Origin of the sequence: Streptococcus mitis subsp. hohhotensis (assembly GCF_000722775.1) — a bacterium.
In the GTDB taxonomy this organism is placed as follows: domain Bacteria; phylum Bacillota; class Bacilli; order Lactobacillales; family Streptococcaceae; genus Streptococcus; species Streptococcus carlssonii.
In genome coordinates this window covers 38317-64029 of record NZ_JPFZ01000013.1, presented here as the reverse complement: position 1 = coordinate 64029, position 25713 = coordinate 38317, and the positions used below count along the sequence as shown (strand labels likewise).

General features: G+C 42.1%; 22 protein-coding genes. 19 read left to right on the top strand and 3 right to left on the bottom strand.

Translation table 11 applies throughout. The annotated features are described in order from the left end of the window. Positions 1–58 precede the first annotated feature (58 nt). The 3 genes from leuS to SK608_RS09115 all read left to right on the top strand — a co-directional run bounded on the left by leuS (position 59) and on the right by SK608_RS09115 (position 3793). Positions 59–2560 (top strand): leucine--tRNA ligase, encoded by a 2502-nt coding sequence (gene leuS / locus SK608_RS09125; protein ID WP_033678500.1) that lies wholly within the window; start codon positions 59–61, stop codon positions 2558–2560. 109 nt (positions 2561–2669) lie between these two features. Beyond that, positions 2670–3365: a GNAT family N-acetyltransferase gene (locus tag SK608_RS09120; RefSeq protein ID WP_033678498.1), complete on the top strand. Its 696-nt coding sequence runs from the start codon at positions 2670–2672 to the stop codon at positions 3363–3365. 11 nt (positions 3366–3376) lie between these two features. Next, on the top strand, positions 3377–3793 hold the full coding sequence (locus SK608_RS09115; RefSeq protein WP_033678495.1) for a GNAT family N-acetyltransferase: 417 nt from the start codon (positions 3377–3379) through the stop codon (positions 3791–3793). Between the two features lie 630 nt (positions 3794–4423). Here the strand turns inward: SK608_RS09115 and SK608_RS11835 are convergent. Then, positions 4424–4570: a type I addiction module toxin, Fst family gene (locus tag SK608_RS11835; protein ID WP_235202173.1), complete on the bottom strand. Its 147-nt coding sequence runs from the start codon at positions 4568–4570 to the stop codon at positions 4424–4426. A gap of 133 nt (positions 4571–4703) precedes the next feature. Between SK608_RS11835 and ruvB the strand changes: the two genes are divergently transcribed. From ruvB to SK608_RS09045, 13 genes are all read left to right on the top strand, one after another. Next, entirely contained in the window at positions 4704–5702 is a 999-nt protein-coding gene (gene ruvB, locus SK608_RS09110; protein ID WP_082242501.1) for a Holliday junction branch migration DNA helicase RuvB, read from the top strand. Then, complete coding sequence (locus SK608_RS09105) at positions 5683–6255, top strand: nucleotidyltransferase family protein (RefSeq protein WP_033678489.1); 573 nt, start codon at positions 5683–5685, stop codon at positions 6253–6255. Before ruvB ends, SK608_RS09105 begins: the two co-directional genes overlap by 20 nt. Before the next feature lie 345 nt (positions 6256–6600). Then, the gene (locus tag SK608_RS09095) at positions 6601–7359 is read left to right on the top strand and encodes an undecaprenyl pyrophosphate synthase (RefSeq protein ID WP_000466722.1); all 759 of its coding nucleotides are present in this window, start codon (positions 6601–6603) and stop codon (positions 7357–7359) included. Positions 7360–7367: 8 nt separating this feature from the next. Beyond that, entirely contained in the window at positions 7368–8171 is an 804-nt protein-coding gene (locus tag SK608_RS09090; protein ID WP_000189853.1) for a phosphatidate cytidylyltransferase, read from the top strand. 21 nt (positions 8172–8192) lie between these two features. After that, positions 8193–9452, top strand: coding sequence for an RIP metalloprotease RseP (gene rseP, locus SK608_RS09085; protein WP_033678486.1), 1260 nt, complete (start codon positions 8193–8195; stop codon positions 9450–9452). A gap of 12 nt (positions 9453–9464) precedes the next feature. Continuing rightward, complete coding sequence (locus SK608_RS09080) at positions 9465–11318, top strand: proline--tRNA ligase (RefSeq protein WP_033678484.1); 1854 nt, start codon at positions 9465–9467, stop codon at positions 11316–11318. A 98-nt stretch (positions 11319–11416) separates the two neighbouring features. Beyond that, on the top strand, positions 11417–12796 hold the full coding sequence (bglA, locus tag SK608_RS09075) for a 6-phospho-beta-glucosidase (protein ID WP_033678481.1): 1380 nt from the start codon (positions 11417–11419) through the stop codon (positions 12794–12796). Between the two features lie 192 nt (positions 12797–12988). Continuing rightward, complete coding sequence (glmS, locus tag SK608_RS09070) at positions 12989–14797, top strand: glutamine--fructose-6-phosphate transaminase (isomerizing) (protein WP_033678479.1); 1809 nt, start codon at positions 12989–12991, stop codon at positions 14795–14797. 118 nt (positions 14798–14915) lie between these two features. Further along, positions 14916–15965 carry an LLM class flavin-dependent oxidoreductase gene (locus SK608_RS09065; RefSeq protein WP_033678477.1) on the top strand — a complete coding sequence of 350 codons (1050 nt, stop codon included), beginning with the start codon at positions 14916–14918 and terminating at the stop codon, positions 15963–15965. Between the two features lie 219 nt (positions 15966–16184). Beyond that, positions 16185–17192, top strand: coding sequence for a uroporphyrinogen decarboxylase family protein (locus SK608_RS09060; RefSeq protein ID WP_082242499.1), 1008 nt, complete (start codon positions 16185–16187; stop codon positions 17190–17192). 9 nt (positions 17193–17201) lie between these two features. Continuing rightward, positions 17202–17405 carry a hypothetical protein gene (locus SK608_RS09055; protein WP_033678464.1) on the top strand — a complete coding sequence of 68 codons (204 nt, stop codon included), beginning with the start codon at positions 17202–17204 and terminating at the stop codon, positions 17403–17405. Positions 17406–17407: 2 nt separating this feature from the next. Beyond that, positions 17408–18406, top strand: coding sequence for a uroporphyrinogen decarboxylase family protein (locus tag SK608_RS09050; RefSeq protein ID WP_033678460.1), 999 nt, complete (start codon positions 17408–17410; stop codon positions 18404–18406). An 11-nt stretch (positions 18407–18417) separates the two neighbouring features. After that, positions 18418–19296 carry a transporter substrate-binding domain-containing protein gene (locus SK608_RS09045; protein ID WP_033678457.1) on the top strand — a complete coding sequence of 293 codons (879 nt, stop codon included), beginning with the start codon at positions 18418–18420 and terminating at the stop codon, positions 19294–19296. Here SK608_RS09045 and SK608_RS10925 read toward each other — a convergent pair. Then, complete coding sequence (locus tag SK608_RS10925; protein WP_033678455.1) at positions 19274–19459, bottom strand: hypothetical protein; 186 nt, start codon at positions 19457–19459, stop codon at positions 19274–19276. The two genes, SK608_RS09045 and SK608_RS10925, sit on opposite strands and share 23 nt — an antisense overlap. A gap of 22 nt (positions 19460–19481) precedes the next feature. On the opposite strand from SK608_RS10925, the gene SK608_RS09035 reads away from it, so the two are divergent. The 3 genes from SK608_RS09035 to SK608_RS09025 are packed head-to-tail and all read left to right on the top strand — an operon-like array spanning position 19482 to position 21674. Beyond that, the gene (locus SK608_RS09035) at positions 19482–20174 is read left to right on the top strand and encodes an amino acid ABC transporter permease (RefSeq protein ID WP_033678452.1); all 693 of its coding nucleotides are present in this window, start codon (positions 19482–19484) and stop codon (positions 20172–20174) included. Positions 20175–20177: 3 nt separating this feature from the next. Then, positions 20178–20900 (top strand): amino acid ABC transporter permease, encoded by a 723-nt coding sequence (locus SK608_RS09030; RefSeq protein ID WP_033678449.1) that lies wholly within the window; start codon positions 20178–20180, stop codon positions 20898–20900. Between the two features lie 9 nt (positions 20901–20909). Beyond that, the gene (locus tag SK608_RS09025) at positions 20910–21674 is read left to right on the top strand and encodes an amino acid ABC transporter ATP-binding protein (protein WP_033678447.1); all 765 of its coding nucleotides are present in this window, start codon (positions 20910–20912) and stop codon (positions 21672–21674) included. A 75-nt stretch (positions 21675–21749) separates the two neighbouring features. Here the strand turns inward: SK608_RS09025 and SK608_RS09020 are convergent, their stop codons facing one another. Further along, complete coding sequence (locus SK608_RS09020; protein WP_033678445.1) at positions 21750–25634, bottom strand: pullulanase; 3885 nt, start codon at positions 25632–25634, stop codon at positions 21750–21752. Positions 25635–25713 lie beyond the last annotated feature (79 nt).

Below are 25713 nucleotides of genomic sequence, written 5' to 3'. Positions count from 1 at the left end.
GAGACCAAATTCCCTCAAAAATGGTATAATAGTAACATCACAAAATTGGAGAGAGACCATGAGTTTTTACAATCATAAAGAAATTGAGCCTAAGTGGCAGGGCTACTGGGCAGAACATCATACCTTTAAGACAGGAACAGATGCATCAAAACCTAAGTTTTATGCGCTTGATATGTTCCCTTATCCATCTGGAGCGGGTCTGCACGTAGGGCACCCAGAAGGTTACACAGCAACGGATATCCTCAGCCGTTACAAACGTGCGCAAGGCTACAATGTCCTTCACCCAATGGGGTGGGATGCTTTTGGTTTGCCTGCAGAGCAATACGCTATGGATACTGGTAATGACCCAGCGGAATTTACGGCTGAAAACATTGCCAACTTCAAACGACAAATCAATGCGCTTGGATTTTCTTATGACTGGGATCGTGAAGTCAATACAACAGATCCAAACTACTACAAGTGGACGCAATGGATTTTCACCAAGCTTTACGAAAAAGGTTTGGCCTATGAAGCGGAAGTGCCCGTAAACTGGGTTGAGGAACTAGGAACAGCCATTGCAAACGAAGAAGTCCTTCCTGATGGAACTTCTGAGCGTGGTGGCTATCCTGTTGTCCGTAAACCGATGCGTCAATGGATGCTTAAAATTACGGCCTATGCGGAGCGCTTGCTCAATGACTTAGACGAGCTTGACTGGCCAGAGTCTATCAAGGACATGCAACGCAACTGGATTGGTAAATCAACTGGTGCTAATGTAACTTTTAAAGTTAAGGGAACAGACAAGGAATTCACAGTCTTTACCACTCGTCCTGATACTCTTTTCGGAGCGACTTTCACCGTTTTGGCTCCTGAGCATGACTTGGTTGATGCTATCACAAGTTCAGAGCAAGCGGAAGCAGTAGCAGACTACAAACACCAAGCTAGCCTCAAGTCTGACTTGGCTCGTACAGACCTTGCCAAGGAAAAAACAGGGGTTTGGACTGGTGCTTATGCCGTCAACCCTGTCAATGGTAAGGAAATTCCAATCTGGATTGCCGACTACGTATTGTCTAGCTATGGAACAGGTGCTGTCATGGCTGTGCCTGCCCACGATCAACGTGACTGGGAATTTGCCAAACAATTTGACCTTCCAATCGTTGAAGTACTTGAAGGTGGAAATGTTGAAGAAGCTGCCTACACAGAAGATGGACTTCATGTCAATTCAGACTTCCTAGATGGACTCAACAAAGAAGACGCTATTGCTAAGATCGTGGCTTGGTTGGAAGAAAACAGCTGTGGTCAAGAGAAGGTTACCTACCGTCTCCGCGATTGGCTCTTTAGCCGTCAACGTTACTGGGGTGAGCCAATTCCTATCATTCATTGGGAAGATGGAACTTCAACAGCTGTTCCTGAAAGTGAATTGCCACTTGTCTTGCCTGTAACCAAGGATATCCGCCCTTCAGGTACTGGTGAAAGTCCACTAGCTAACTTGACAGATTGGCTTGAAGTGACTCGTGAAGATGGTGTCAAAGGTCGTCGTGAAACAAACACTATGCCACAATGGGCAGGTTCAAGCTGGTACTACCTTCGCTATATTGACCCACACAATACTGAGAAATTGGCTGATGAGGATCTTCTCAAACAATGGTTGCCAGTAGATATCTACGTGGGTGGTGCGGAACATGCTGTACTTCACTTGCTTTATGCTCGTTTCTGGCACAAATTCCTCTACGATCTCGGTGTTGTTCCAACTAAGGAACCATTCCAAAAACTCTTTAACCAAGGAATGATTTTGGGAACAAGCTACCGTGACCACCGTGGGGCTCTTGTGGCAACCGATAAGGTTGAAAAACGTGACGGTTCTTTCTTCCATGTGGAAACAGGGGAAGAGTTGGAGCAAGCGCCAGCCAAGATGTCTAAATCGCTCAAGAACGTTGTTAACCCAGATGATGTGGTGGAACAATACGGTGCCGATACCCTTCGTGTCTATGAAATGTTTATGGGACCACTTGATGCTTCGATTGCTTGGTCAGAAGAAGGTCTGGAAGGAAGCCGTAAGTTCCTTGACCGTGTTTACCGTTTGATTACAAGCAAGGAAATTGTTGCAGAAAACAATGGCTCTCTCGACAAGGTCTACAATGAAACAGTCAAATCTGTCACTGAGCAAATCGAGTCTATGAAATTCAACACAGCCATTGCCCAACTTATGGTCTTTGTCAACGCTGCTAACAAGGAAGAAAAGCTCTATGTAGACTACGCCAAAGGCTTCATCCAATTGATTGCTCCATTTGCACCTCACTTGGCAGAAGAACTCTGGCAAACTGTTGCAGCAACAGGTGAATCAATCTCTTACGTGGCTTGGCCAACGTGGGACGAAAGCAAATTGGTTGAAGACGAAATCGAAATCGTTGTCCAAATCAAAGGAAAAGTCCGTGCTAAACTCATGGTCGCTAAAGACTTGTCACGCGAAGAATTGCAAGAAATTGCTCTCGCTGATGAAAAAGTCAAAGCAGAAATTGACGGTAAGGACATCGTGAAAGTGATTAGTGTACCGAATAAATTGGTTAATATTGTTGTGAAATAAGATAGGAATCCTTCAGAGTAGAATCTGGGGGATTTTTTGAATATTCTTATGAAAGTATGATATACTATGGGCAACTATAAAGTTTGAAAAGTGAAACAAGGAGAATACTATGCCAGTAAATGAATATGGTCAAATGATTGGGGAGTCAATGGGAGGTTATACTCCAGGTGAATTGCCTTCTATTGATTTCTTAGAAGGGCGATATGCTCGAATAGAAGCTCTTTCAGTGGAAAAGCATGCGGAGGATTTATTAGCTGTTTATGGTCCGGATACTCCTCGGGAGATGTGGACCTACCTCTTTCAGGAGTCAGTGGCAAATCTGGAGGAGTTGGTTAGCCTTTTAAATCAGATGTTGGCTCGTAAGGACCGTTTTTACTATGCAATTATAGACAGGTCAACTGGTAAGGCTTTGGGAACTTTTTCTCTCATGCGTATTGATCAGAATAACCGAGTAATAGAAGTGGGAGCTGTCACTTTTTCTCCAGAGCTCAGGGGGACACGGATAGGAACAGAAGCCCAGTATCTCCTAGCTCGCTATGTTTTTGAGGAGCTGAACTATCGTCGCTACGAGTGGAAATGCGATGCTCTTAACCTGCCATCCAGACGAGCAGCAGAACGTTTGGGATTTATTTATGAAGGAACCTTCCGTCAGGCAGTGGTTTATAAGGGGCGTACGAGGGATACGGATTGGTTGTCTATGATTGATAAGGACTGGCCTAAAGTCAAATCTCGTTTGGAAACATGGTTGGCGCCTGAAAATTTTGATAAAAATGGACGGCAGTACAAGAGCTTGAGAGAATTCTAAGAGGTGATGACATGATAACTATTAGAAAGCAAGAAATTGTCAAGCTAGAGGATATTTTGCATCTCTATCAGGCAGTCGGTTGGACAAATTATACCCATCAACCTCAGATGCTGGAGAAGGCCTTATCTCATTCATTAGCGATTTATGTGGCACTTGATTGCGATGCTGTGGTGGGCTTGATTCGTTTGGTTGGAGATGGATTCTCATCAGTACTGGTTCAGGATTTAATCGTTTTACCAATCTATCAGCGCCAAGGGATTAGTAGCTCCTTGATGAAAGAGGCTTTAGAGGATTACAAAGATGCTTATCAAGTCCAGCTGGTGACAGAACAGACAGAAAAAAACGTGGGATTTTATCGTTCTTTGGGTTTTGAAGACTTATCTACCTATGATTGTATAGGAATGACTTGGATAAACAGAGAAAAATAATAAAACTTGTTTGTTCTTAAGTAAAGTTTAAGGATGGTCTAGTATTATATAGTTATTAAATAAAGACCTCCTAACTTTATTTAATGAAATCCTAAAACTTTTTTCATCATAATCTCCTAATGAAGCCACCCAATCAGGTGGCTTTTTTCGTGGGTAGGTGATGGTGATAGAATTTTTTTGCAGAATAGTAAAATTTGAGAAAAGTTAAGCTAGTTTTAAGCTTCGTCTTGTATCATATAGTTATTAAATAAAGACCTCCTAACTTTATTTAATAAAATCCTAAACTTTTCTTTTTCATAATAATCTCCCTTAACTCCACCCAATCAGGTGGAGTTTTTTGGCTTTATTTCAAGCTTTTGGGGACTATTTTAAACATCATTTTCCGATAACTTTTACTTAATCTTATAAACTTTATTGGACAGATTCTAAAGTTGGAGAAGCTGAATTGATGAAGATATAAACCTTTGACAAAATGTGTGAACTATGGGATAATAAAAAGTAATTAAGTATTGTGTCTATATCATAGGCTAGAAAAGACCCCAAGCTCACGTCCAAATAAGCTTGGGGTCTTTTTTGACACTATTTATCCTTGTTTAGCCATTTATCGACTAATACCCTTCGAAAATCTCTTCAAACCACGTCAGCTTCACCTTGCCGTACTCCAGTACAGCCTGGGGTTAGCTTCCTAGTTTGTTCTTTGATTTTCATTGAGTGTAAGCGAAGAATGACACCGACCACAATTGGTCCGATGATAGTTTTGAGTACTAATTCCATCATGGGCTATCTCACCTCCTTTCGTAGGCGGTGTAGCAGTGCCGTAGAATATCATACCACATAAGTGCCAAACTCGGGAGTCAGCCAATCGGGTGGCTTTTTTGTTTGTGGCTTGGATTTTTGCTATAATAGAAACATGAGTAGAATTTTAGACAATGAGATAATGGGGGATGAGGAGTTAGTAGAACGCACGCTCCGTCCTCAGTATTTACGTGAATATATCGGGCAGGATAAGGTCAAGGACCAGCTTCAAATCTTTATCGAAGCCGCTAAAATGCGGGATGAAGCGCTGGATCATGTCCTCCTTTTCGGGCCTCCAGGTTTGGGGAAGACGACCATGGCCTTTGTTATTGCCAACGAACTGGGTGTTAATCTCAAGCAGACGTCGGGTCCTGTTATCGAAAAAGCTGGTGATCTGGTAGCGATTTTGAATGACTTAGAGCCTGGGGATGTCCTTTTTATTGATGAGATTCATCGCTTGCCCATGTCTGTGGAAGAGGTGCTTTATAGTGCCATGGAGGACTTCTACATTGATATCATGATTGGTGCTGGTGAAGGCAGTCGCAGTGTTCATTTGGAGTTGCCACCTTTTACCTTGATTGGTGCGACGACTCGGGCTGGTATGCTCTCAAATCCACTACGGGCACGTTTTGGGATTACAGGTCATATGGAGTATTATACCCATGCTGATTTGACAGAAATTGTTGAGCGGACGGCAGATATTTTTGAGATGGAAATCACTCATGAGGCAGCATCTGAGTTGGCCCTACGTAGTCGTGGGACCCCTCGTATTGCCAATCGTCTCCTCAAGCGCGTGCGCGATTTTGCCCAGATTATGGGGAATGGGGTTATCGATGATCTTATTACCGATAAGGCTTTGACCATGCTGGATGTTGACCATGAAGGTCTAGACTATGTGGACCAGAAAATCCTTCGCACCATGATTGAGATGTACGGTGGTGGCCCTGTTGGTCTAGGAACTCTTTCTGTTAACATAGCAGAAGAACGTGAGACAGTGGAAGACATGTATGAGCCTTACTTAATTCAAAAAGGTTTTATCATGCGGACGCGGTCTGGACGGGTGGCGACTGCTAAGGCATATGAGCATTTAGGTTATGAATACAGTGAAAAATGAGCAAGAAATTCTAGAGGCTTTTAGAGAAAATCCGGATATGATGGCTATTCTAGAAACTATCCGAAACCTTGGTCTGAAAGACTCGTGGTTGGCAGCAGGTTCTGTCAGAAATTTCATCTGGAATCTCTTGTCAGACAAATCCCCTTTTGACTGTGAAACAGATGTAGATGTAATTTTCTTTGATCCAGATTTTTCTTATGAGAAAACCTTATTACTGGAGAAAAAACTGCGAGAGGATTTTCCTCAGTACCAGTGGGAATTGAAAAATCAAGTCTATATGCACCAGCACAGCCCTCATACTGCTCCCTATAGCAGCTCTTGTGATGCTATGAGTAAGTATCCAGAACGATGTACGGCTGTTGGACTACGCTTGAATGAAGAATCAGATTTTGAACTCTATGCACCTTATGGTTTGGAGGATATTTTGAATTTTCAAGTTCATCCAACTCCTCATTTTTTAGAGAATGAAGACCGAATGGAACTTTATAGAACACGTCTATCCAAGAAAAATTGGCAGGAGAAATGGAAAAATTTGATTTTTAAAAATACTTAAGGAAACTTTAAGCTAGGAAGTGTATACTAAGTACATAAGTTAAGAAGACCTTAACTTAAACTCCTAAAACTTTTTCATAATAATCTCCCTATAAAAAATAGAGTCGCCCAATCAGGCGACTTATTTTTTTGAAAAATGGTCTTTGTGCCTGAGAATAATACTCAATGAAAATCAAAGACCAAACTAGGAAGCTAGCCGCAGGTTGCTCAAAACACTGTTTTGAGGTTGCAGATAGAGCTGACGTGGTTTGAAGAGATTTTCGAAGAGTATAAATAGCTTAGTGATAGAAGAAAATGGGGAAATATGGTATAATGAAACGATAGATTTTTGAATAGGAATAAGATCATGTTTGGATTTTTTAAGAAAGATAAGGCTGTGGAAGTAGAGGTTCCGACACAGGTTCCTGCTCATATCGGCATCATCATGGATGGAAATGGCCGTTGGGCTAAAAAACGTATGCAACCGCGAGTCTTCGGACACAAGGCGGGCATGGAAGCATTGCAAACTGTGACCAAGGCAGCCAACAAACTAGGCGTTAAGGTTATTACGGTCTATGCTTTTTCTACAGAAAACTGGACCCGTCCAGATCAGGAAGTTAAGTTTATCATGAACTTGCCAGTAGAGTTTTATGATAATTATGTCCCGGAATTGCATGCGAATAATGTTAAGATTCAAATGATTGGGGAGACAGATCGCCTGCCTAAGCAAACCTTTGAAGCTCTGACCAAGGCTGAGGAATTGACTAAGAACAACACAGGTTTGATTCTTAATTTTGCCCTCAACTATGGTGGACGTGCTGAGATTACACAGGCTCTTAAGTTGATTTCTCAGGATGTGTTAGATGCCAAAATCAACCCAGGTGACATCACAGAGGAATTGATTGGCAACTATCTCTTCACCCAGCATTTGCCTAAGGAGTTACGAGACCCAGACTTGATTATCCGTACTAGTGGAGAATTGCGTTTAAGCAATTTCCTTCCATGGCAGGGAGCCTACAGTGAGCTCTATTTTACAGATACCTTGTGGCCTGATTTTGACGAGGCGGCCTTGCAGGAAGCCATTCTTGCCTACAATCGTCGTCATCGCCGATTTGGAGGAGTTTAGGAGGAAATATGACACAGGATTTACAGAAAAGAACCTTGTTTGCAGGGATTGCCCTGGCTATTTTCCTACCAATTTTAATGATTGGGGGCCTCTTGCTTCAGATAGCAATTGGAATCATAGCCATGCTAGCCATGCATGAACTTTTAAAGATGAGAGGTCTAGAGACCATGACGATGGAGGGCCTCTTAACCCTCTTTGCCACCTTTGCCTTGACCATTCCCTTGGAGAATTATCTGACTTTTTTGCCAGTTGATGGGAATGTGGTTGCCTATAGTGTTTTGATTTCAATCATGTTAGGAACGACTGTGTTTAGCAAGTCGTATACGATTGAGGATGCGGTTTTCCCTCTTGCTATGAGTTTCTATGTGGGCTTTGGTTTTAATGCTCTATTAGATGCTAGAATTGCAGGTTTAGATAAGGCACTATTAGCCTTATGTATTGTTTGGGCAACAGACAGTGGTGCCTATCTTGTTGGGATGAACTATGGTAAACGAAAATTAGCTCCGACAGTTTCTCCAAATAAAACCTTTGAGGGTGCCTTGGGTGGTATTTTAGGTGCTATTTTAGTAACCATCATCTTTATGATGTTTGACAGTACAGTTGCTCTTCCGTATGGAATTTACAAGATGTCGGTCTTTGCTATTTTCTTTAGCATTGCTGGACAATTTGGTGACTTACTAGAAAGTTCGATTAAGCGTCACTTTGGTGTTAAGGATTCTGGGAAATTTATCCCTGGACATGGTGGTGTTTTGGATCGTTTCGATAGTATGTTGCTTGTATTTCCAATCATGCACTTGTTTGGACTCTTTTAATCAAAAGACGGAGGAAGTACTATGCTCGGAATTTTAACCTTTATTCTGGTTTTCGGGATTATTGTGGTGGTGCACGAGTTCGGACACTTCTACTTTGCCAAGAAATCAGGGATTCTAGTGCGTGAATTTGCCATCGGTATGGGACCCAAAATCTTTGCTCATATTGGCAAGGATGGAACGGCCTACACTATCCGAATTTTGCCTCTGGGTGGCTATGTCCGTATGGCCGGTTGGGGTGATGATACGACTGAAATCAAGACAGGTACTCCTGTTAGTTTGACCCTTACTGACGACGGTAAGGTTAAACGCATAAACCTATCCGGTAAAAAATTGGATCAAACAGCCCTCCCTATGCAGGTGACCCAGTTTGATTTTGAAGATAAGCTCTTTATTAAGGGCTTGGTTCTGGAAGAAGAAAAAACATTTGCAGTGTATCACGATGCAACGGTTGTGGAAGCAGATGGTACTGAGGTTCGGATTGCTCCCTTGGATGTGCAATATCAAAATGCAACTATCTGGGGCAAACTCATTACCAACTTTGCAGGTCCTATGAATAACTTTATCTTAGGTGTCGTTGTTTTTTGGATTTTAATCTTTATGCAGGGTGGAGTCAGAGATGTAGCTACCAACCAGTTTCATGTCATGCCCCAAGGGGCTTTGGCCAAGGTGGGAATGCCAGAAACGGCACAGATTACCAAGATTGGCTCACATGAGATTAGTAACTGGGAAAGCTTGATCCAGGCTGTGGAAGCAGAAACCAAAGATAAGACGGCCCCGACTTTGGATGTGACTATTTCTGAAAAGGGGAGTGAAAAACAAATCACTGTTACTCCTGAAGAAAGTCAAGGCGGTTACCTTCTAGGTGTTCAACCGGGAATTAAGTCGGACTTTCTATCCATGTTTGTGGGTGGATTCACAACCGCAGCCGACTCAGCTCTCCGAATTCTATCGGCTCTGAAAAATCTGATTTTCCAACCGGATTTGAACAAGCTAGGTGGACCTGTTGCCATCTTTAAGGCAAGTAGTGATGCTGCTAAAAATGGAATTGAGAATGTCTTGTACCTCTTGGCAATGATTTCCATCAATATCGGGATTTTTAATCTTATTCCGATTCCAGCTCTGGATGGTGGTAAGATTGTGCTCAATATCCTGGAAGCCATTCGCCGCAAACCATTGAAACAAGAAATTGAAACCTATGTCACCTTGGCCGGAGTGGTCATCATGGTTGTCTTGATGATTGCTGTGACCTGGAATGACATTATGCGACTCTTTTTTAGATAATCGAGGAATATTATGAAACAAAGTAAAATGCCTATCCCAACGCTTCGCGAAATGCCAAGCGATGCTCAAGTTATCAGCCATGCTCTTATGTTGCGAGCTGGTTATGTTCGTCAAGTATCTGCAGGTGTTTATTCTTACCTACCACTTGCCAACCGTGTGATTGAAAAAGCCAAAAACATCATGCGCCAAGAATTTGATAAGATTGGTGCAGTTGAGATGTTGGCTCCTGCCCTTCTCAGTGCAGAATTGTGGCGCGAATCAGGTCGTTACGAAACTTATGGTGAAGACCTTTACAAGCTAAAAAACCGTGAAAAATCAGACTTTATCCTAGGTCCAACTCACGAAGAAACTTTTACAGCTATTGTTCGTGATTCTGTTAAGTCTTACAAGCAATTGCCGCTTAACCTTTATCAAATCCAACCTAAGTATCGTGATGAAAAACGTCCACGTAATGGACTTCTTCGTACACGTGAGTTTATCATGAAAGATGCTTACAGTTTCCACGCTAACTATGATAGCTTGGACAGTGTTTACGATGAGTACAAGGCTGCCTATGAGCGTATTTTCACTCGTAGTGGCTTAGACTTCAAGGCTATCATCGGTGACGGTGGAGCCATGGGTGGTAAGGACAGCCAAGAATTTATGGCGATTACACCTGCTCGTACAGATCTTGACCGCTGGGTTGTCTTGGACAAGTCAGTTGCCTCATTTGATGAAATTCCTACAGAAGTGCAAGAAGAAATCAAGGCAGAATTGCTCAAATGGATGGTTTCTGGTGAAGATACTATTGCTTACTCAAGTGAGTCTAGCTATGCTGCTAACTTGGAAATGGCAACAAACGAGTACAAACCAAGCAACCGTGTTGTCGCTGAAGAAGAAGTGACTCGTGTTGCAACGCCAGATGTTAAATCAATTGATGAAGTGGCAGCCTTCCTCAACGTTCCAGAAGAACAAACGATCAAAACCCTATTCTACATGGCAGATGGTGAGCTTGTTGCAGCCCTTCTAGTTGGAAATGACCAGCTCAACGAAGTCAAGTTGAAAAACCATTTGGGAGCAGATTTCTTTGACGTTGCTAGCGAAGAAGAAGTGTCAAACGTTGTTCAAGCAGGATTTGGTTCACTTGGCCCAGTTGGTTTGCCAGAGAATGTTAAAATCATTGCAGACCGTAAGGTGCAAGATGTTCGCAATGCAGTTGTGGGTGCTAACGAAGATGGCTATCACTTGACTGGTGTGAACCCAGGTCGTGACTTTACTGCAGAATATGTGGATATCCGTGAAGTTCGTGAGGGTGAAATTTCTCCAGACGGACAAGGTGTCCTTAACTTTGCGCGTGGTATCGAAATTGGGCACATCTTCAAACTCGGAACTCGTTACTCAGCAAGCATGGGAGCAGATGTCTTGGATGAAAATGGCCGTGCTGTGCCAATTATCATGGGATGTTACGGTATCGGTGTCAGCCGTCTCCTTTCAGCAGTGATGGAGCAACACGCTCGCCTCTTTGTTAACAAAACACCAAAAGGCGAATACCGTTACGCTTGGGGAATCAATTTCCCTAAAGAATTGGCGCCATTTGATGTGCACTTGATTACTGTCAATGTCAAGGACGAAGAAGCGCAAGCCTTGACAGAAAAACTTGAAGCAAGCTTGATGGGAGCTGGTTACGAAGTCTTGACAGATGACCGTAACGAACGTGTCGGAGTCAAATTCAGCGATAGTGACTTGATTGGATTGCCAATCCGCATTACTGTTGGGAAGAAGGCGGCCGACGGCATCGTAGAAGTCAAGATCAAAGCGACTGGTGACACCATCGAGGTTCATGCAGATAACGTGCTTGAAACGCTTGAAATTCTCAGCAAGAAATAAAAACTATAATCAGAAGAAAAACAAGGAAAAAATGTAACTAGTTTTTGCCTTGTTTTTTCTGTATAATAGGAAAAATAAGTATATAAAGAGGTAAATGTATGCTAAGATTTCCAAAGGATTTTGTCTGGGGGTCCTCCACTTCTGGGCCGCAGACAGAAGGGCGTGTAGCGGGTGACGGTAAGGGAGATAATCTCTGGGATTATTGGTACCAAGTAGAGCCAAATCGTTACTATAATGGGATTGGTCCAGATAAGACATCGACCTTTTATGAAAATTGGGAGCAGGATATCGAGCTTTTGTTAGAGACTGGTCATACGGCCTTTCGGACTTCTATCCAGTGGTCACGGATTTTTCCACAAGGGCGTGGAAAAGTCAATGCTCAAGGTGTGGATTTCTATCGTAAGGTTTTTGAGGCTATTAAGGCCAAAGGGATTCGTCTTTTAGTCAATCTTTATCATTTTGATTTGCCTTTTGCCCTTCAAGAGGATGGTGATGGTTGGGAAAATAAGGCGACTGTCTCAGCCTATGAAGACTATGCTCGTTTTTGTTTTGAGACTTATGGAGATTTAGTGGATCAATGGATTACCTTTAACGAGCCCATCGTTCCGGTAGAATTTGGCTATTTTTACGATGCCCATTATCCACATAAGGTGGATGCAGAGGCAGCGGTTAAAGTAGCCTATCACACACAATTAGCCAGCAGTCGAGCGGTCAAGGCCTGTCATGAACTCTTGCCTGATTCTAAGATTGGGATTGTCCTCAACTTGACACCGGCTTATCCACGTAGCCAGCATCCTGCTGATGTTAAGGCTGCTCGTATTGCGGAGCTTTTTCAAGCTCAATCTTTTTTAGACCCATCTGTTTTGGGGACTTATCCACAGGAGTTGGTAGAAATCTTGCATGAACACGGTCTCTTACCTGATACTACGGAGGAGGAGTTGGAACTCATTCGTGACAATACGGTGGACTTCCTTGGTGTCAACTACTATCAACCTTTGCGTGTTATGGCACCTCGATTTGCTAAGCATCCAGAGAGTCCACTCTTACCAGAACATTTTTACGAGCCTTATGTGATGCCTGGACGTAAAATCAATCCTCATCGTGGCTGGGAGATTTATGAGCAAGGGATTTATGACATTGCCCAAAATATCAAGGAAAATTATGGTAATATCGAGTGGATGTTGACAGAGAATGGTATGGGTGTTGAAGGGGAAGAAAAATTCCGTGAGAATGGAATGATTCAAGATGATTACCGTATTGACTTTGTAAAAGGTCATCTTCGTGAACTTCACCGTGCTATTGAAGATGGAGCCAACTGTAAGGGCTACTTAATCTGGACCTTTATCGATTGCTGGTCATGGCTCAATAGCTATAAAAATCGCTATGGCTTGGTCGAATTAGACTTGGAAACGCAAGAACGTCGTCTGAAGAAATCAGGGTACTGGTTCAAGGAATTAAGCGATAATAATGGATTTTAAAAAAGGACTCTGACTGATTATCCTAATTGGTCAGAGTCTTTTGCTTACAGGAGCGTAATTTGAACTATACCAATTTTTACTCTTGACAAGTGAAAGAAACAAGTATATACTGTTTTTGCTGGTTCTATAAAAGAGGAATTAGACTATACCAATTTTAAGGAGAAAGCACAGCTGGTCTGTGTCGTATATACTATGTGTGGAATTGTTGGTGTTGTTGGAAACACAAATGCAACTGATATTTTGATTCAAGGGCTTGAAAAGCTCGAATACCGTGGCTATGATTCTGCGGGAATTTTTGTCCTAGGTGGTGCTGAAAACCATCTAGTCAAGGCTGTTGGTCGTATTGCAGAATTGTCTGCCAAGACAGCTGGTGTTGAGGGAACAACTGGGATCGGACATACTCGTTGGGCTACTCACGGGAAACCAACTGAGGACAATGCTCACCCACACCGCTCTGAGACAGAACGTTTTGTCTTGGTTCACAATGGGGTCATTGAGAACTACCTTGAAATCAAGGAAGAATACCTTGCAGGTCACCACTTCAAAGGGCAAACAGATACGGAAATCGCCGTTCACTTGATTGGAAAATTTGCGGAAGAAGACGGTTTGTCAGTTCTTGAAGCCTTCAAAAAAGCCCTTCACATCATCCGTGGTTCTTATGCTTTTGCCTTGGTTGACTCACAAACTCCGGAAGTCATCTACGTGGCTAAAAATAAATCACCACTTTTGATTGGTCTTGGAGAAGGCTATAACATGGTCTGCTCAGATGCTATGGCTATGATTCGTGAGACCAACCAATACATGGAAATTCATGACCAAGAGTTGGTCATCGTCAAGGCTGACAGTGTAGAAGTTCAAGACTATGATGGTAATAGTCGTGAGCGTGCTAGCTACACTGCTGAGCTTGATTTGTCAGATATCGGTAAGGGAACTTATCCTTACTACATGCTCAAGGAAATTGATGAGCAACCAACTGTTATGCGTAAACTCATCCAAGCCTACACAGATGAGGCTGGTCAAGTTGTCGTAGACCCAGCTATCATCAAGGCTGTTCAAGATGCAGACCGTATCTACATCCTTGCAGCTGGGACATCTTACCACGCAGGATTTGCTTCTAAGAAGATGCTGGAAGAATTGACAGATACGCCAGTTGAACTTGGAATCTCATCTGAGTGGGGCTACGGTATGCCACTTCTCAGCAAGAAACCACTTTTCATCTTTATCAGCCAGTCTGGTGAAACAGCGGATAGCCGTCAGGTTTTGGTCAAGGCTAATGAAATGGGAATCCCAAGCTTGACAGTGACAAACGTCCCAGGTTCAACTCTTTCTCGTGAAGCCAACCATACCATGCTCCTTCATGCAGGACCTGAAATTGCCGTAGCCTCAACCAAGGCTTATACAGCGCAAATCGCAGCCCTTGCCTTTCTTGCAAAAGCAGTAGGAGAAGCAAATGGTAATGCTAAAGCGCAAGCCTTTGACCTGGTTCATGAGTTGTCAATCGTAGCTCAGTCTATCGAATCTACTCTTTCAGAGAAAGAAACCATTGAAGCCAAGGTTCGTGAGCTTCTTGAAACAACTCGCAACGCCTTTTATATTGGGCGTGGTCAAGATTACTACGTAGCTATGGAAGCAAGTCTCAAACTCAAAGAGATTTCTTACATCCAGTGTGAAGGCTTTGCTGCAGGAGAACTCAAGCATGGAACCATTGCCTTGATTGAAGAAGGAACACCTGTCTTGGCGCTCTTGTCAGATCCAGTCCTTGCCAACCACACTCGTGGAAATATCCAAGAGGTCGCAGCTCGTGGTGCCAAAGTTCTCACTATCGCAGAAGAAAATGTTGCTAAAGAGACAGATGACATCGTTCTTACGACCGTCCACCCTTACCTCTCACCAATTTCAATGGTCGTACCAACACAATTGGTCGCTTACTTTGCAACCCTTCACCGTGGCCTTGATGTGGATAAACCACGTAATCTTGCTAAGTCAGTAACGGTAGAATAAGCTAAAAAAGTCTAGTTATCTAGGCTTTTTCTTGTGAGCAAATTGGTTGCTTGTACTCAAGATTCGTGTTAGAATAATTTTTCAAAATGAAGGACAGAGGTAGACAAGGAGAATTGCAATGGTAGAATTAGGAATTTCAACATTTGGGGAAACAACGGAGCTTGAAGGGATTGGACAGACTTACAGTCATGCCGAACGCATTCGTCAGTTGGTGGCAGAAATTGAACTGGCTGACAAGGTTGGTTTGGATGTGTATGGGATTGGGGAACATCATCGGGAAGATTTTGCAGTATCTGCCCCAGAGATTGTCCTGGCAGCTGGGGCAGTCAATACCAAGAAAATCCGTTTGACCAGTGCAGTCAGCATCCTCTCAAGTATGGATCCGATTCGCTTGTTCCAACAGTATGCCACTATCGATGCCTTGTCTAATGGACGTGCGGAGATTATGGCCGGAAGGGGTTCTTTCACGGAATCTTTTCCCTTGTTTGGATATGATTTGAAAGACTACGAAGCCCTCTTTGATGAGAAATTAGACTTGCTCCAGTTAGTCAATGAAAAGACAAGGCTAGACTGGAAAGGGCGATTGACCCAAACAATCTCTGGTAAAGAAGTTTATCCTCGTCCAGTTCAGGAAAAATTGCCCTTGTGGATAGCGACAGGTGGTCATGTCGAATCAACAGTGAAGATTGCTCAGGCAGGCCTACCGATTGTCTATGCTATTATTGGTGGCAATCCGCGTTATTTTAAAAAGTTGATTCAGGCTTATCGTGAGATTGGGAGCGAAGCAGGTCATGCCAGTCATGCACTAAAGGTTGGAGCCCATTCTTGGGGTTGGATTGCGGAAGATGGCGAGCAGGCGGTGAAAGATTATTTCCATCCGACCAAGCAAGTGGTGGATGCTATTTCTAAAGATCGTCCGCACTGGCAGGAATTGCGTTATGAGCAATATTTGGAGCAAGTTGGGCCAAATGGTGCTATGTTTGTGGGCAATCCAGATCAGGTGGCCGAAAAATTGATTCGCATGATTGAAGACTTAGGTTTGGACCGCTTTATGTTGCACTTACCTCTTGGTTCTATGCCTCATGACCAGGTTCTGAGAGCTATTGAACTCTTCGGCACACAAGTTGCACCCAAAGTATGGGATTATTTTGCCATGAAAGAGGCCTAATAAAAAATCCTAATCAGGCTGATAAAAAATCTATATAACAACTATTTTAAAAAAGTAATAAACAAAAAAGAATCTCTGAAAAGCTAGTAGAATCAAGCTTTCCAGAGATTTTTTCGTTATTGATATAAACAATATCAATCAAGTCGATAGTCAATATATATTGGGAAAAGGTCAAAAGGAGTGGTAAGATGGTTTCAATCCAAATGGAAGGAGAAAAGTATGACAAGTAAAAGAGAGCTAGTTTTTAAAGCCATCCGAGGAGAAGAGGTGGAACGAGTTCCTGTAGGCTTTTGGTTTCATTTTGTAACACTGGAGGAAAAAGGGCAAGGTTTAAATAACCCACGTATCTTTCAAAAAAGTGTAGAGGGACATCGGAAGTACGTTGAAAGAATTCATCCTGATTTTGTCAAAATGATGAGTGACGGATTTTTCATTTATCCAAGTAATGTCTACAGTCCTTTGGTTTCAAGTATTCAGGAGCTGGCTTCTATTGAGTCGATTGGTGAAAACCATCCTTGGATTCAGCAACAAGTAGAAGTGGTAGAAGCTATTCGAGCGACCTTCACTGAGGACATTGCATCATTTTACAATATTTTTTCTCCGATTTCCTACCTGAAAAGGTGGTTTCGTACAGAAACTTCTAGAGGTGATAAGGAGGTTGCTAATCTATTACTCGAAAATCCAGAGTTATTCAGTGAAATTTTAGATGTGATAGCAGAGGATATCGCTATCCTAACTAAAAAAATCATTCAGGATAGTGGAGCAGATGGAATCTATCTCAGTACACAAGAAATTCAGGATGAGCGCATCACAGCAGAATTGTATCAGACCTATATTGAGCCAAGCAACATAAAGGTTTTAGAAGCTGCCAATCAGGTAGGTGGGGTAAATATCCTGCATATCTGCGGTTTACAAGGTGCCAGTAACAATGTGACTATTTTCAAAGATTATCCAGCCCAGGTTTTCAATTGGGCAACCCACCATGAAGCAGTCAGTTTACCTCAAGGTCAGGAGCTATTTTATGGCAAAGCGGTCTTGGGTGGTTTTGAAAATGGGAAGCAGAGCATGCTTTATGGAGGTAGTAAGGCTAAACTACAAGAGGAAACCAAACGATTGTTGGCTGAAGCTGGGACTAGAGGGGTCCTTCTTGGAGCGGATTGCACAGTTCCAGATGACTTTGAATTAGAAAGATTGGACTGGATTCGTCAGGCTGCTATTTTAGAATAGGAGGACCTTATGAAAAGAAAAAAGTGGCTATTGGTAGGGATGGCCCTCGGCTTTGTCATCTTACTTGCGATCAGTCTTACAAAGGGACTGAATTGTAAGGAAGGTCCAAGATGTCACGGTATTCAGGATTTTCAGAAAGGAAGTCTTCCCTTTATTCAAATAAATGATATTGCCAGTGTTTTATTAGTTGAAAAAGAAAGAAATGGAGAATAAAGATGTCAGAAAAAAGAGAATGGGTTTTAAAAGCATTTAGAGGAGAAATAGTCGATCGTGTGCCAGTTGGTTTTTGGCACCACTTTACATCAGAAGAGGAATGGGTAAAGGGATTTTCAAATCCTGTGATTATTGAAAAGAACATACAAGGTCATAAAAAATTTATACGTGACCTACATCCAGACTTTATCAAGTTGATGAGTGATGGCTATTTTGCTTATCCAAATCCAGTTATTGCCAAAGGGAAGTCACTCCAAGAGCTGTCGGAGATTCAACCTCTGGGTGAAGATCATCCGTGGATTAGAGAGCAGGTAGAATTAGTGAAGAAGATTAAGCAGGAGTTTACGGAGGACATTGTTGCTATTTACAATATTTTTGCGCCTGTGACCTACCTCAAATGGTTACTTGGAGAAGTGTCTGGTGGAGATGATCTCATTGCAGATTTCTTAGTTCAAGATTCTCAGAAATTGAAAAAAGTACTTGATGTGATTGCGCAAGATATCGCTAGCTTGAGTCAAGCTATTATTAAAGATGCAGGAGCAGACGGTATTTATCTCAGTGTGCAAAGTATTCAGGATGCGCGTGTTTCTGCTGAAGCCTATCAGGAGATTATTGCGCCGAGTGAACTGACTGTTTTAAATGCAGCTAAGTTGGTTGGCGGGGTAAATATCCTTCACATCTGTGGCTATGAGGGAGCTAGAAATGATATTCATATCTTTGCCGACTATCCAGCTCATGTTTTTAACTGGGCAGTTGGTCCAGAAGGGATTAGTCTAAAAGAAGGTCGTGAGATTTTCAAGGGTCGTGCTGTTCTGGGAGGATTTGAAAACGGCAAAGATGGCCTTCTCTATCGAGGCAGTAAGGAAGAAATTCAAGCTGAAACCAAACGCTTGATAGAAGAAACAGGTAAAGATGGCCTCATACTTGGAGCAGATTGTACCATTCCGAGCGATATTGCAGTGGAACGTATCCAGTGGGTGAGAGAAGCATTAGATAAATAAAGGAGAAGAATATGAGTAAGAAAACATGGATTATTGGTGGAGTTGCGGTTGCGGCAGTGCTTGGAGCAACAATTATTGGTAGAACTTTGGCGGGAGCATCTGCTAAAGGTGCAGATGCAGCTTCGTCTGGACAAGTAACAACTTTAAAAGTTGCCCATACCCAAAACTATGTCCCTTATGATTTTGTTGACGAAAAAGGGGAATCAGATGGTTATGAAGTCGCTGTTTTAAAGGCGGTTGATGAGAAATTAGCTGATTATAAATTTGAGTATACTGGAACTAGTGATGACGATCTCTTGATTGGACTTGAGTCTGGCAAGTACGATATTGGAACTAAAGGTGCTTGGTATACAGATGAACGGGCTAAGAAATTCATTATTCCATCTGAGCCAGTAGGAGCCAGCATTATTGGTTTTACTGTTAGAAAAGAAGATGAAGCCAAATATAAGAATATTGATGATTTCGCCAAAAACAAAGGAAAATTAGTACCAATCTCTCCTCAAAATGCCCAGTGGAATGTTATTAATAGCTATAATGAGAAACATAAGGATACACCAATTGAGTTGACGGCTGCTGAATCCTTCAAAGTGGCAGATGCTTATGCTTGGGTTTTAGAAGGACGTTACGATGCCTTCTTTGATATCAAGTTGTCTTTTGAAAAAGCAGTGACAGCAGAGGATGGTTCTTACCACCAATATGCGGACAAACTTAGCTGGTTCCCTTATAAAGGAATCCCGACCTATCCATTAATTCACCGTGATGAAAAGGGTGAGAAGTTTGCTAAAGAGTATGAAAAAGCGATTAAAGAATTAAAAGAAGACGGTACTCTAGCTAAACTTTCTCAAAAATACTTTAAAGAAGATGTCTTTAGTTACGTTGATAAAGATTAGATAAATAATCAGGCATGTTATACTCTTCGAAAATCTCTTCAAACCGCGTCAACGTCGCCTTGCCGTAGGTATGGTTACTGACTTCGTCAGTTCTATCCACAACCTCAAAACACTGTTTTGAGTAATCTGCGGATAGTTTCCTAGTTTGCTTTTTGATTTTCATTGAGTATTAGAAAGAGGTTTACATGGTTTCATATGATTTTTCAAGAGTGTTCCAATTTTTACCCACCTTATGGCAGGCTCTTCCGATGACCTTGTCCATTCTCTTTTTTACTACAATCCTTGGTTCCCTTTTCGGTGGCTTATTGGCTTGGACTCAAGTGGGAGAAGATAAGACTTTTGCAGGTCTTTCCAAGGGTTATATTTTCACTCTTCGCTGTACTCCTCCTATTGTTTTACTATTCCTTGTCTTTTATGGTTTACCTGAATTTTTAAAATGGTGGTTGAATTTAGATATCAACAACTGGTCTAAGACGGTCTTCGTCTTATTCACCATGGTCTTGCTATTTGCGGCTACCATTGCAGAAGTATTTAAGGCGTCCTATCAGGCAATTCCCAAAGGTCAGATGGAAGCTGGAGTCAGTATTGGTCTGACACCTAGTCAAACATTCTGGAGAATCATTTTTCCTCAGGCATTTCAAGTGGCTCTTCCAAATATGACGACCGCTATTCTAAATTTGATGCGGGACGCTGCCCTAGCATATACGATTGGTTTTGTGGATGTCATGGGAGCTGGGAATCTCTTAATCAGTCGCAATTTGGGGAATTACTCTCTTGAAACCTATACAGCGGTTGCCATTCTTTATTGGGGTGTAGCCTTGGCTGTTTCCTTCTTGAGTCGCTTGTTAGAAAAATCTTTGGAAACGAAAGGGAGATAGGATATGGATTTAGACTATATTGCAAAAACCTTTTTAGAGACCTTAAAAGGGGTACCGACCACCTTGATTATCATGATTGTAGCCATGGTCTTAAGTTTTCTACCAGCCTTGTTTTTAGCTCTGGGACAAATATATAAAGTCAAAGGTGTTCGAACTTTCTCTCTCGTGTATCTAGCTTTTATAAGAGCAACACCTCCGATTTTGCTGATTCTTTTCTTTTATAGTTTGTTTCCAAGTTTGCTCAATCAATTTCTCAAAAGCATAGGAAGTGATGTTGACATCTTTAAACTCAATCCCATCTATTATGCTTTTATTATCTATAGCCTGATGACAACAGGTAGTTTATCAGAAATCTTACGTTCGGCTATTTTGACTGTGGATAAGGGACAATTAGAAGCTGCACAAGCGATTGGCTTAACCACTAGTCAAGCTTATGTGAGGATTGTTTTTCCACAGGCCTTGCGGTCAGCCTTGCCTAATCTGGCTAATCTAGTCATAAATATTGTAAAAGGAACCTCTTTGGTCTTTGTGATGACCATTAAGGATATTACAGCCATTGCCCGTGTTGAAGCGTCTTATGGTTATCAGTATTTTGAATCCTATTTTGTGATCTTTCTACAATACATTCTTATTTGCGGATTGATTCAATGGGGCTTTTCAATCTTAGAGAAACGCTATATTCAAAGAGAAAAGGGACAAGTAGTGCCCAGTACAGGTTTAGCATAGGAGGAGACAATGTTACAAGTAGAACATGTTGCAAAAAAATTTGGAGACAGACAAGTCCTAGAAGATGTTAATCTCAATGTCAACCAAGGGGATGTGGTTGTAATATTGGGCCCATCTGGATCAGGTAAAACGACTTTTCTCAGATGTCTCAATCATTTAGAAAAGGCTGATAGTGGCTCTTTGAAGCTTGCTGATAAAGAATACGATCTTGGCAAATTGACCAAAAAAGATATTTTAGAAATTCGCCAGAAGACCGCCTTTGTTTTTCAACATTATAATTTATTTGCTAATAAAACGGCCTTGGAAAATATTTTAGAGGGCCTGGTGATTGCTCGGAAAATTCCTAAGGAAGAAGCCATCAAACGTGCGGAAGCTGCCTTAGAAAAAGTTGGTTTACTAGCTTATAAAGATTACTATCCCTCTCAGCTTTCTGGAGGCCAGCAACAACGAATCGGCATTGCGCGTGCCATCGCTGTGAAACCAGAGGTCATTTTATTAGATGAGCCAACATCGGCCTTGGATCCAGAGTTGGTAGGGGATGTTTTAGATGTTTTAAAACAGTTGGCTAAAGAAGGTGTTACTATGGTAGTAGTGACGCATGAGATGGGTTTTGCTAGAGACGTGGCCAATCATGTTATTTTTATGGACGGTGGGAAAATTGTTGAAGAAAATGATGCCCATCAATTCTTTAATCGTCCAAAAGAAGAAAGAACCAAGCAATTTTTGGCACGAATACTTTCGGATGCGACCTATAGTGTAGAATATATGATTTGATAGATAGGCTTATCAGGGCAAAAATTAATCCCCCGAGCGTTAAGGCTTGGGGGATTGTTCTATAGGAGGGCTAGTTTAGTTCTCTTTTTTGTTTTTTAGCAAGAAGCCGAGACCTAGAAGGGTAAGGAGACTAATTCCTGCAAACAGGAGTTTGTTATCGTTTTTGGTTCCTGTATTTGGAAGTTCAGCTTGTTTAGCTGGAGTTGCAGGTATATTTTCCTTGTTAGAGTTATCTACCGATTCGTTTCGAACAGCTTCACTTACAGATGATGCTTGTACTTCTTGTGCTGGTTGTGAAACTTGTGTAGTTTGTGAATCAGTTGTAGCTTGGCTAGGTTTATTTTCTTCATCAGCTACTTTTGTATCTGGTTTAGTAGAATCAGGTTTAGCTTGTGGAGCTGGATCTGTATTTTGATGTTCAGGTTTGTTTGATCGGTTTGGAATATCGCTTGTACTGTGCTCTTGACCTTGACCTTGTTCTTGTCTAGAATTTGAAAGGTCAAATTCTAGTTTATCTTTCATAGCTGGACGGCTTTGAGAGACTCGAAGAACAGTAGCTGTAAGGGCATTTAATTTCAAGCCTTTTTCAGTCCACTCAAGTCCTTTCGGGTTGGCAATTCCTACTGGTCCTGCTTGGTTTTCATCTGCCAAAACTTCAGCATTTCTGAGGTGTGCAAAGGCAGTTCCCAAATTAAATTCACGAGCTTTTTCGTCCGCATTGACAAAGACTGCGTAGATATCACCGTTTGGAGCAGTGATTTGGTAGCCAATCACTACATCCTCTTTCTCCACACCATTTTGACCTGGGACAGTGATGAGTTGGACACGGTCTTTGATATCTTGGAGACTCTTAAGTCGGAAGGCATCTGTAGATTGACGAAGGGCAATCAAACCTTTCATATAGTCACGGCTCTTGACATTCTCAGGATATGCTTTTCCATCTGTAGCCTTAGTCCAGTCAAACTTGTTAATAGCATCACTCGAATCGTAAGAGTCATGGATGAAGTAAGGATAGTCAAATGGATTGCCGTCCTTATCACGCAACAAGTGAGATTTGTTTGGAACCTTATCCTCTGCTACTGGAGTCTTGTAGGCTGGGTCACGGAATTGTTTGGTGCGACCATATTCCTGACCAGAGTGGATAAATGGAGTTCCTTGAGCTGTCAAGACCATGAGGTTTCCAAGTCGCAAACGACGGTGGATTTCAGCATAGTTCTTAGCCTTGCTTGGGTCTTTTTTGATAGACTGGGCAATGATGTCAAAGAGTGTCAAGTTATCATGGGCTGCGATGTACTGGATAACATCTCCAGGGCTGTCTGCTTCAAAGTTGGTTGGTTGAGCAATGAGATTTTTGAAGATAGTGTTGACATCACGTTTGCCACCTGTGATAAAAGCAGGTTGACCTTCATTTGGATAACCAGATTTGAGGTTGTTACGGATGTCATCTGAGAAGACAGCGACAGTATCGGTATGTTTCATCCAATCTTGGTCAGCAGCTTTAGTAGGCATGTTTTCATCACCGGCATAGGTTCTCCAACCTTCGCCTAACATGATTAGATTTGGATTGAGGGCGCGTGCAGCCTTGTAAGCTTCTTCGATAGAAGCGGCGTCATGGTCTCCCATCATATCGAAGCGGAATCCATCTACTTTGTAGGTATCAACTAGGTATTTGATAGAGTCAACTAGGAGCCGTTTGGTCATATGGTGGGTTGTCCCCAAACGTCCACCACCAAAGCTAGTTCGAGGTGTTCCGTCAGCATCCATAAAGTGGTAGTAGTTTGGTTCTAGGTCTTCAAAGATATCGACTTTGGCTGTATGGTTATACACTACGTCCAGGATAGCTCCCATGCCACGTTTGTGGATCTCGTTGATGAGATTTTTAAATTCTGCGATTCGTTTTTCTGGATTTTTAGGATCGCTTGAGTACATACCAGTCAAGGAGAAGTAGTTTTGAGGGTCATATCCCCAGTTGTAGTTGCTGTTGCTTGAAGCATAGTCAGACAAGCGTTCATGGTTTTTCAATTCGTTGACAAAGTAGTAAGACAAGACTGGAAGGAGTTGGATGTGGGTTACACCCAAGTCTTTGAGGTAGTCTAGTTTTTCAATGAAAGCTTCAAAGGTACCAAATGGCTTGGTCAAGTCTTTTGCGATGGCAGGATCTGAAGTGAAGTCACGAACATGGGCTTCATAGATGACAGCATCTTCGCGCGATTTGAAGTTGCGAATCTTACCATAAGTCAAGTCTTGAGGTCCTAGTTTAGCTGGATTTACAAAGGCAGCTTTAGCCACTTTATGGGCATCGTCAATCTTAGCATCGTCACTATTCCAAGCAGCGAGGGATTTAGCGTAAGGATCGAGTGCAAGAACAGTTTTACCTTGACGCTCGATTTGGTATTGATAATAGTAGCCAGTGAAATCTGTGATTCCTAATTTGTTTGTGCTATCTAGAGTTTGTTTCCAAGTTCCTCTTTCCCCTTTTTCAAGAGCGACAGTTCCAACTACTTTGTCAGGGTCATTCTTGTCGTAGACAACAACAGAAACCTTATCAGCACTTGGTGACCAAAGGGTTAAATCAACTTGTTTTCCTTCTTCTTTTAAGTCAGCTCCAAGTTTCCCATCATAGCTGTAAGTCTCATCTTTAAGGCGCCAGCTTGTTTTGGTAGTGAATTGGTCGGAATTGTAGCTAACAGTATATGGATGTTTTGTATCTGAGAAATCTCCGCTGTAGGTCACTTTCTTACCAGCCTCATCGATTGCAACATCAGTGATAGTTACTTTGTTTCCTAGGTGATTAGTGATGTTGGAGTGTTTCAGGATATCTTCTTTTTTGGCACCGACTAGTGTTGAAAAACTACTTTCAATGCTAGAAGTTCCTACGTGTTGAGCTCCTGTCATGCGGATATCGTGCACATAATAGGGGTTGGTGTAGATGGTTTCATCATCGTCTTTTAGGAAAATTTGGCTATGATTTTTCAAATCTGTGAACTTATAATCTTCTTTACGGATTTTCACATCGTCTCCTTGTTTCTTTCTGTCTAGTAATAAAAATCCAAGATCTTTAGCTGCATCTTTGAGTGGAATATCGATATAGCGACCATATTTGCCTGTAGCCGTAAAGTCTGTTCCGTTAGGCCATTCGCCACTGCTTGGATTTTTCACATCTCCCCAGTACCAGAGAGATTTCTTGTCATAGTTGCCATCTGTACGGTAGTAGTTGACGCGAATAGTTCCTGCAGGTTGTGGCTCGTAAGAGAAAACCTTGTAATCTTGGTCTAACCAAGCCTCATTCATCTTTGGTGCCAGTTTTTCTACCGATTTATCGCCGGTTAGATTTTTTCCGGCTGTATTATTGATGAGGAAGCTAATTTTTTTGGCTTGTTCTCCCTTTAATTTGACATCTAGGTAGTAGCCGTAGTCATCTTTTTTGGCATCCTTAAAGGACAAAGCTCCGTTAGGCCAGTTTTCAGAAGGTTTTTCAACATCGTCCCAAGTCCATAGTCCTTGACTATCCTTGTTTTCTTCAGGAAGTTTTTTGACGTGGATACGGAAGTAATTGTCTTCGATTGGCTCTTCTGCCTTAGTTTTAGTCGTAGTAGAAGTAGTTGGTTCGCTTGAACGACCTTGTCCGGTTTGTGGTGCCGAATCAGCGGGAGTTGCAGCAGGAGTGGTTGCCTCTGTTGCAGGTTGTTCTTCTTTTTTCTCTAGGGAAGCGTTTGCATTGTTAGGTGAAGAAAAATCGCTTTCGTTCTTTCCAGCGATGTCTGCTGTATCAGTAAGAGGTTGAGTAATGGTGTTAGTCGCTTCAGCACGAGCTGTTGTGGTTTCGTTGGCTGAGATAGTTGGTGTAGCCATGGCAAGTAGGACAAGGCTTGCGCCGATAAGGACAGAACCAGTTCCATTTTTGAGGGAACGGATGCTGTAAACCATTTTTTTCTCAGTTTGAGCTGGTGTTTTTCTCATGATGATTCTCCAATCAATAAATTTCTATATCAGTATAGCATGTAGTAAAACAATATGCAAGCGTTTTCTCGAAATTAAA

What these genes read in the sequence shown, in the direction of transcription:
- SK608_RS09020 (WP_033678445.1), bottom strand. Translation starts at nt 25,634, where the DNA reads ATGAGAAAAACACCAGCTCAAACTGAGAAAAAAATGGTTTACAGCATC.
- SK608_RS09045 (WP_033678457.1), top strand. Translation starts at nt 18,418, where the DNA reads ATGAGTAAGAAAACATGGATTATTGGTGGAGTTGCGGTTGCGGCAGTG.
- SK608_RS10925 (WP_033678455.1), bottom strand. Translation starts at nt 19,459, where the DNA reads ATGAAAATCAAAAAGCAAACTAGGAAACTATCCGCAGATTACTCAAAA.
- SK608_RS09065 (WP_033678477.1), top strand. Translation starts at nt 14,916, where the DNA reads ATGGTAGAATTAGGAATTTCAACATTTGGGGAAACAACGGAGCTTGAA.
- SK608_RS09055 (WP_033678464.1), top strand. Translation starts at nt 17,202, where the DNA reads ATGAAAAGAAAAAAGTGGCTATTGGTAGGGATGGCCCTCGGCTTTGTC.
- SK608_RS09050 (WP_033678460.1), top strand. Translation starts at nt 17,408, where the DNA reads ATGTCAGAAAAAAGAGAATGGGTTTTAAAAGCATTTAGAGGAGAAATA.
- SK608_RS09035 (WP_033678452.1), top strand. Translation starts at nt 19,482, where the DNA reads ATGGTTTCATATGATTTTTCAAGAGTGTTCCAATTTTTACCCACCTTA.
- SK608_RS09095 (WP_000466722.1), top strand. Translation starts at nt 6,601, where the DNA reads ATGTTTGGATTTTTTAAGAAAGATAAGGCTGTGGAAGTAGAGGTTCCG.
- SK608_RS09090 (WP_000189853.1), top strand. Translation starts at nt 7,368, where the DNA reads ATGACACAGGATTTACAGAAAAGAACCTTGTTTGCAGGGATTGCCCTG.
- SK608_RS09080 (WP_033678484.1), top strand. Translation starts at nt 9,465, where the DNA reads ATGAAACAAAGTAAAATGCCTATCCCAACGCTTCGCGAAATGCCAAGC.
- SK608_RS09105 (WP_033678489.1), top strand. Translation starts at nt 5,683, where the DNA reads ATGAATACAGTGAAAAATGAGCAAGAAATTCTAGAGGCTTTTAGAGAA.
- SK608_RS09025 (WP_033678447.1), top strand. Translation starts at nt 20,910, where the DNA reads ATGTTACAAGTAGAACATGTTGCAAAAAAATTTGGAGACAGACAAGTC.
- SK608_RS09030 (WP_033678449.1), top strand. Translation starts at nt 20,178, where the DNA reads ATGGATTTAGACTATATTGCAAAAACCTTTTTAGAGACCTTAAAAGGG.
- SK608_RS11835 (WP_235202173.1), bottom strand. Translation starts at nt 4,570, where the DNA reads ATGATGGAATTAGTACTCAAAACTATCATCGGACCAATTGTGGTCGGT.
- rseP (WP_033678486.1), top strand. Translation starts at nt 8,193, where the DNA reads ATGCTCGGAATTTTAACCTTTATTCTGGTTTTCGGGATTATTGTGGTG.
- ruvB (WP_082242501.1), top strand. Translation starts at nt 4,704, where the DNA reads ATGAGTAGAATTTTAGACAATGAGATAATGGGGGATGAGGAGTTAGTA.
- glmS (WP_033678479.1), top strand. Translation starts at nt 12,989, where the DNA reads ATGTGTGGAATTGTTGGTGTTGTTGGAAACACAAATGCAACTGATATT.
- bglA (WP_033678481.1), top strand. Translation starts at nt 11,417, where the DNA reads ATGCTAAGATTTCCAAAGGATTTTGTCTGGGGGTCCTCCACTTCTGGG.
- SK608_RS09060 (WP_082242499.1), top strand. Translation starts at nt 16,185, where the DNA reads ATGACAAGTAAAAGAGAGCTAGTTTTTAAAGCCATCCGAGGAGAAGAG.
- leuS (WP_033678500.1), top strand. Translation starts at nt 59, where the DNA reads ATGAGTTTTTACAATCATAAAGAAATTGAGCCTAAGTGGCAGGGCTAC.
- SK608_RS09120 (WP_033678498.1), top strand. Translation starts at nt 2,670, where the DNA reads ATGCCAGTAAATGAATATGGTCAAATGATTGGGGAGTCAATGGGAGGT.
- SK608_RS09115 (WP_033678495.1), top strand. Translation starts at nt 3,377, where the DNA reads ATGATAACTATTAGAAAGCAAGAAATTGTCAAGCTAGAGGATATTTTG.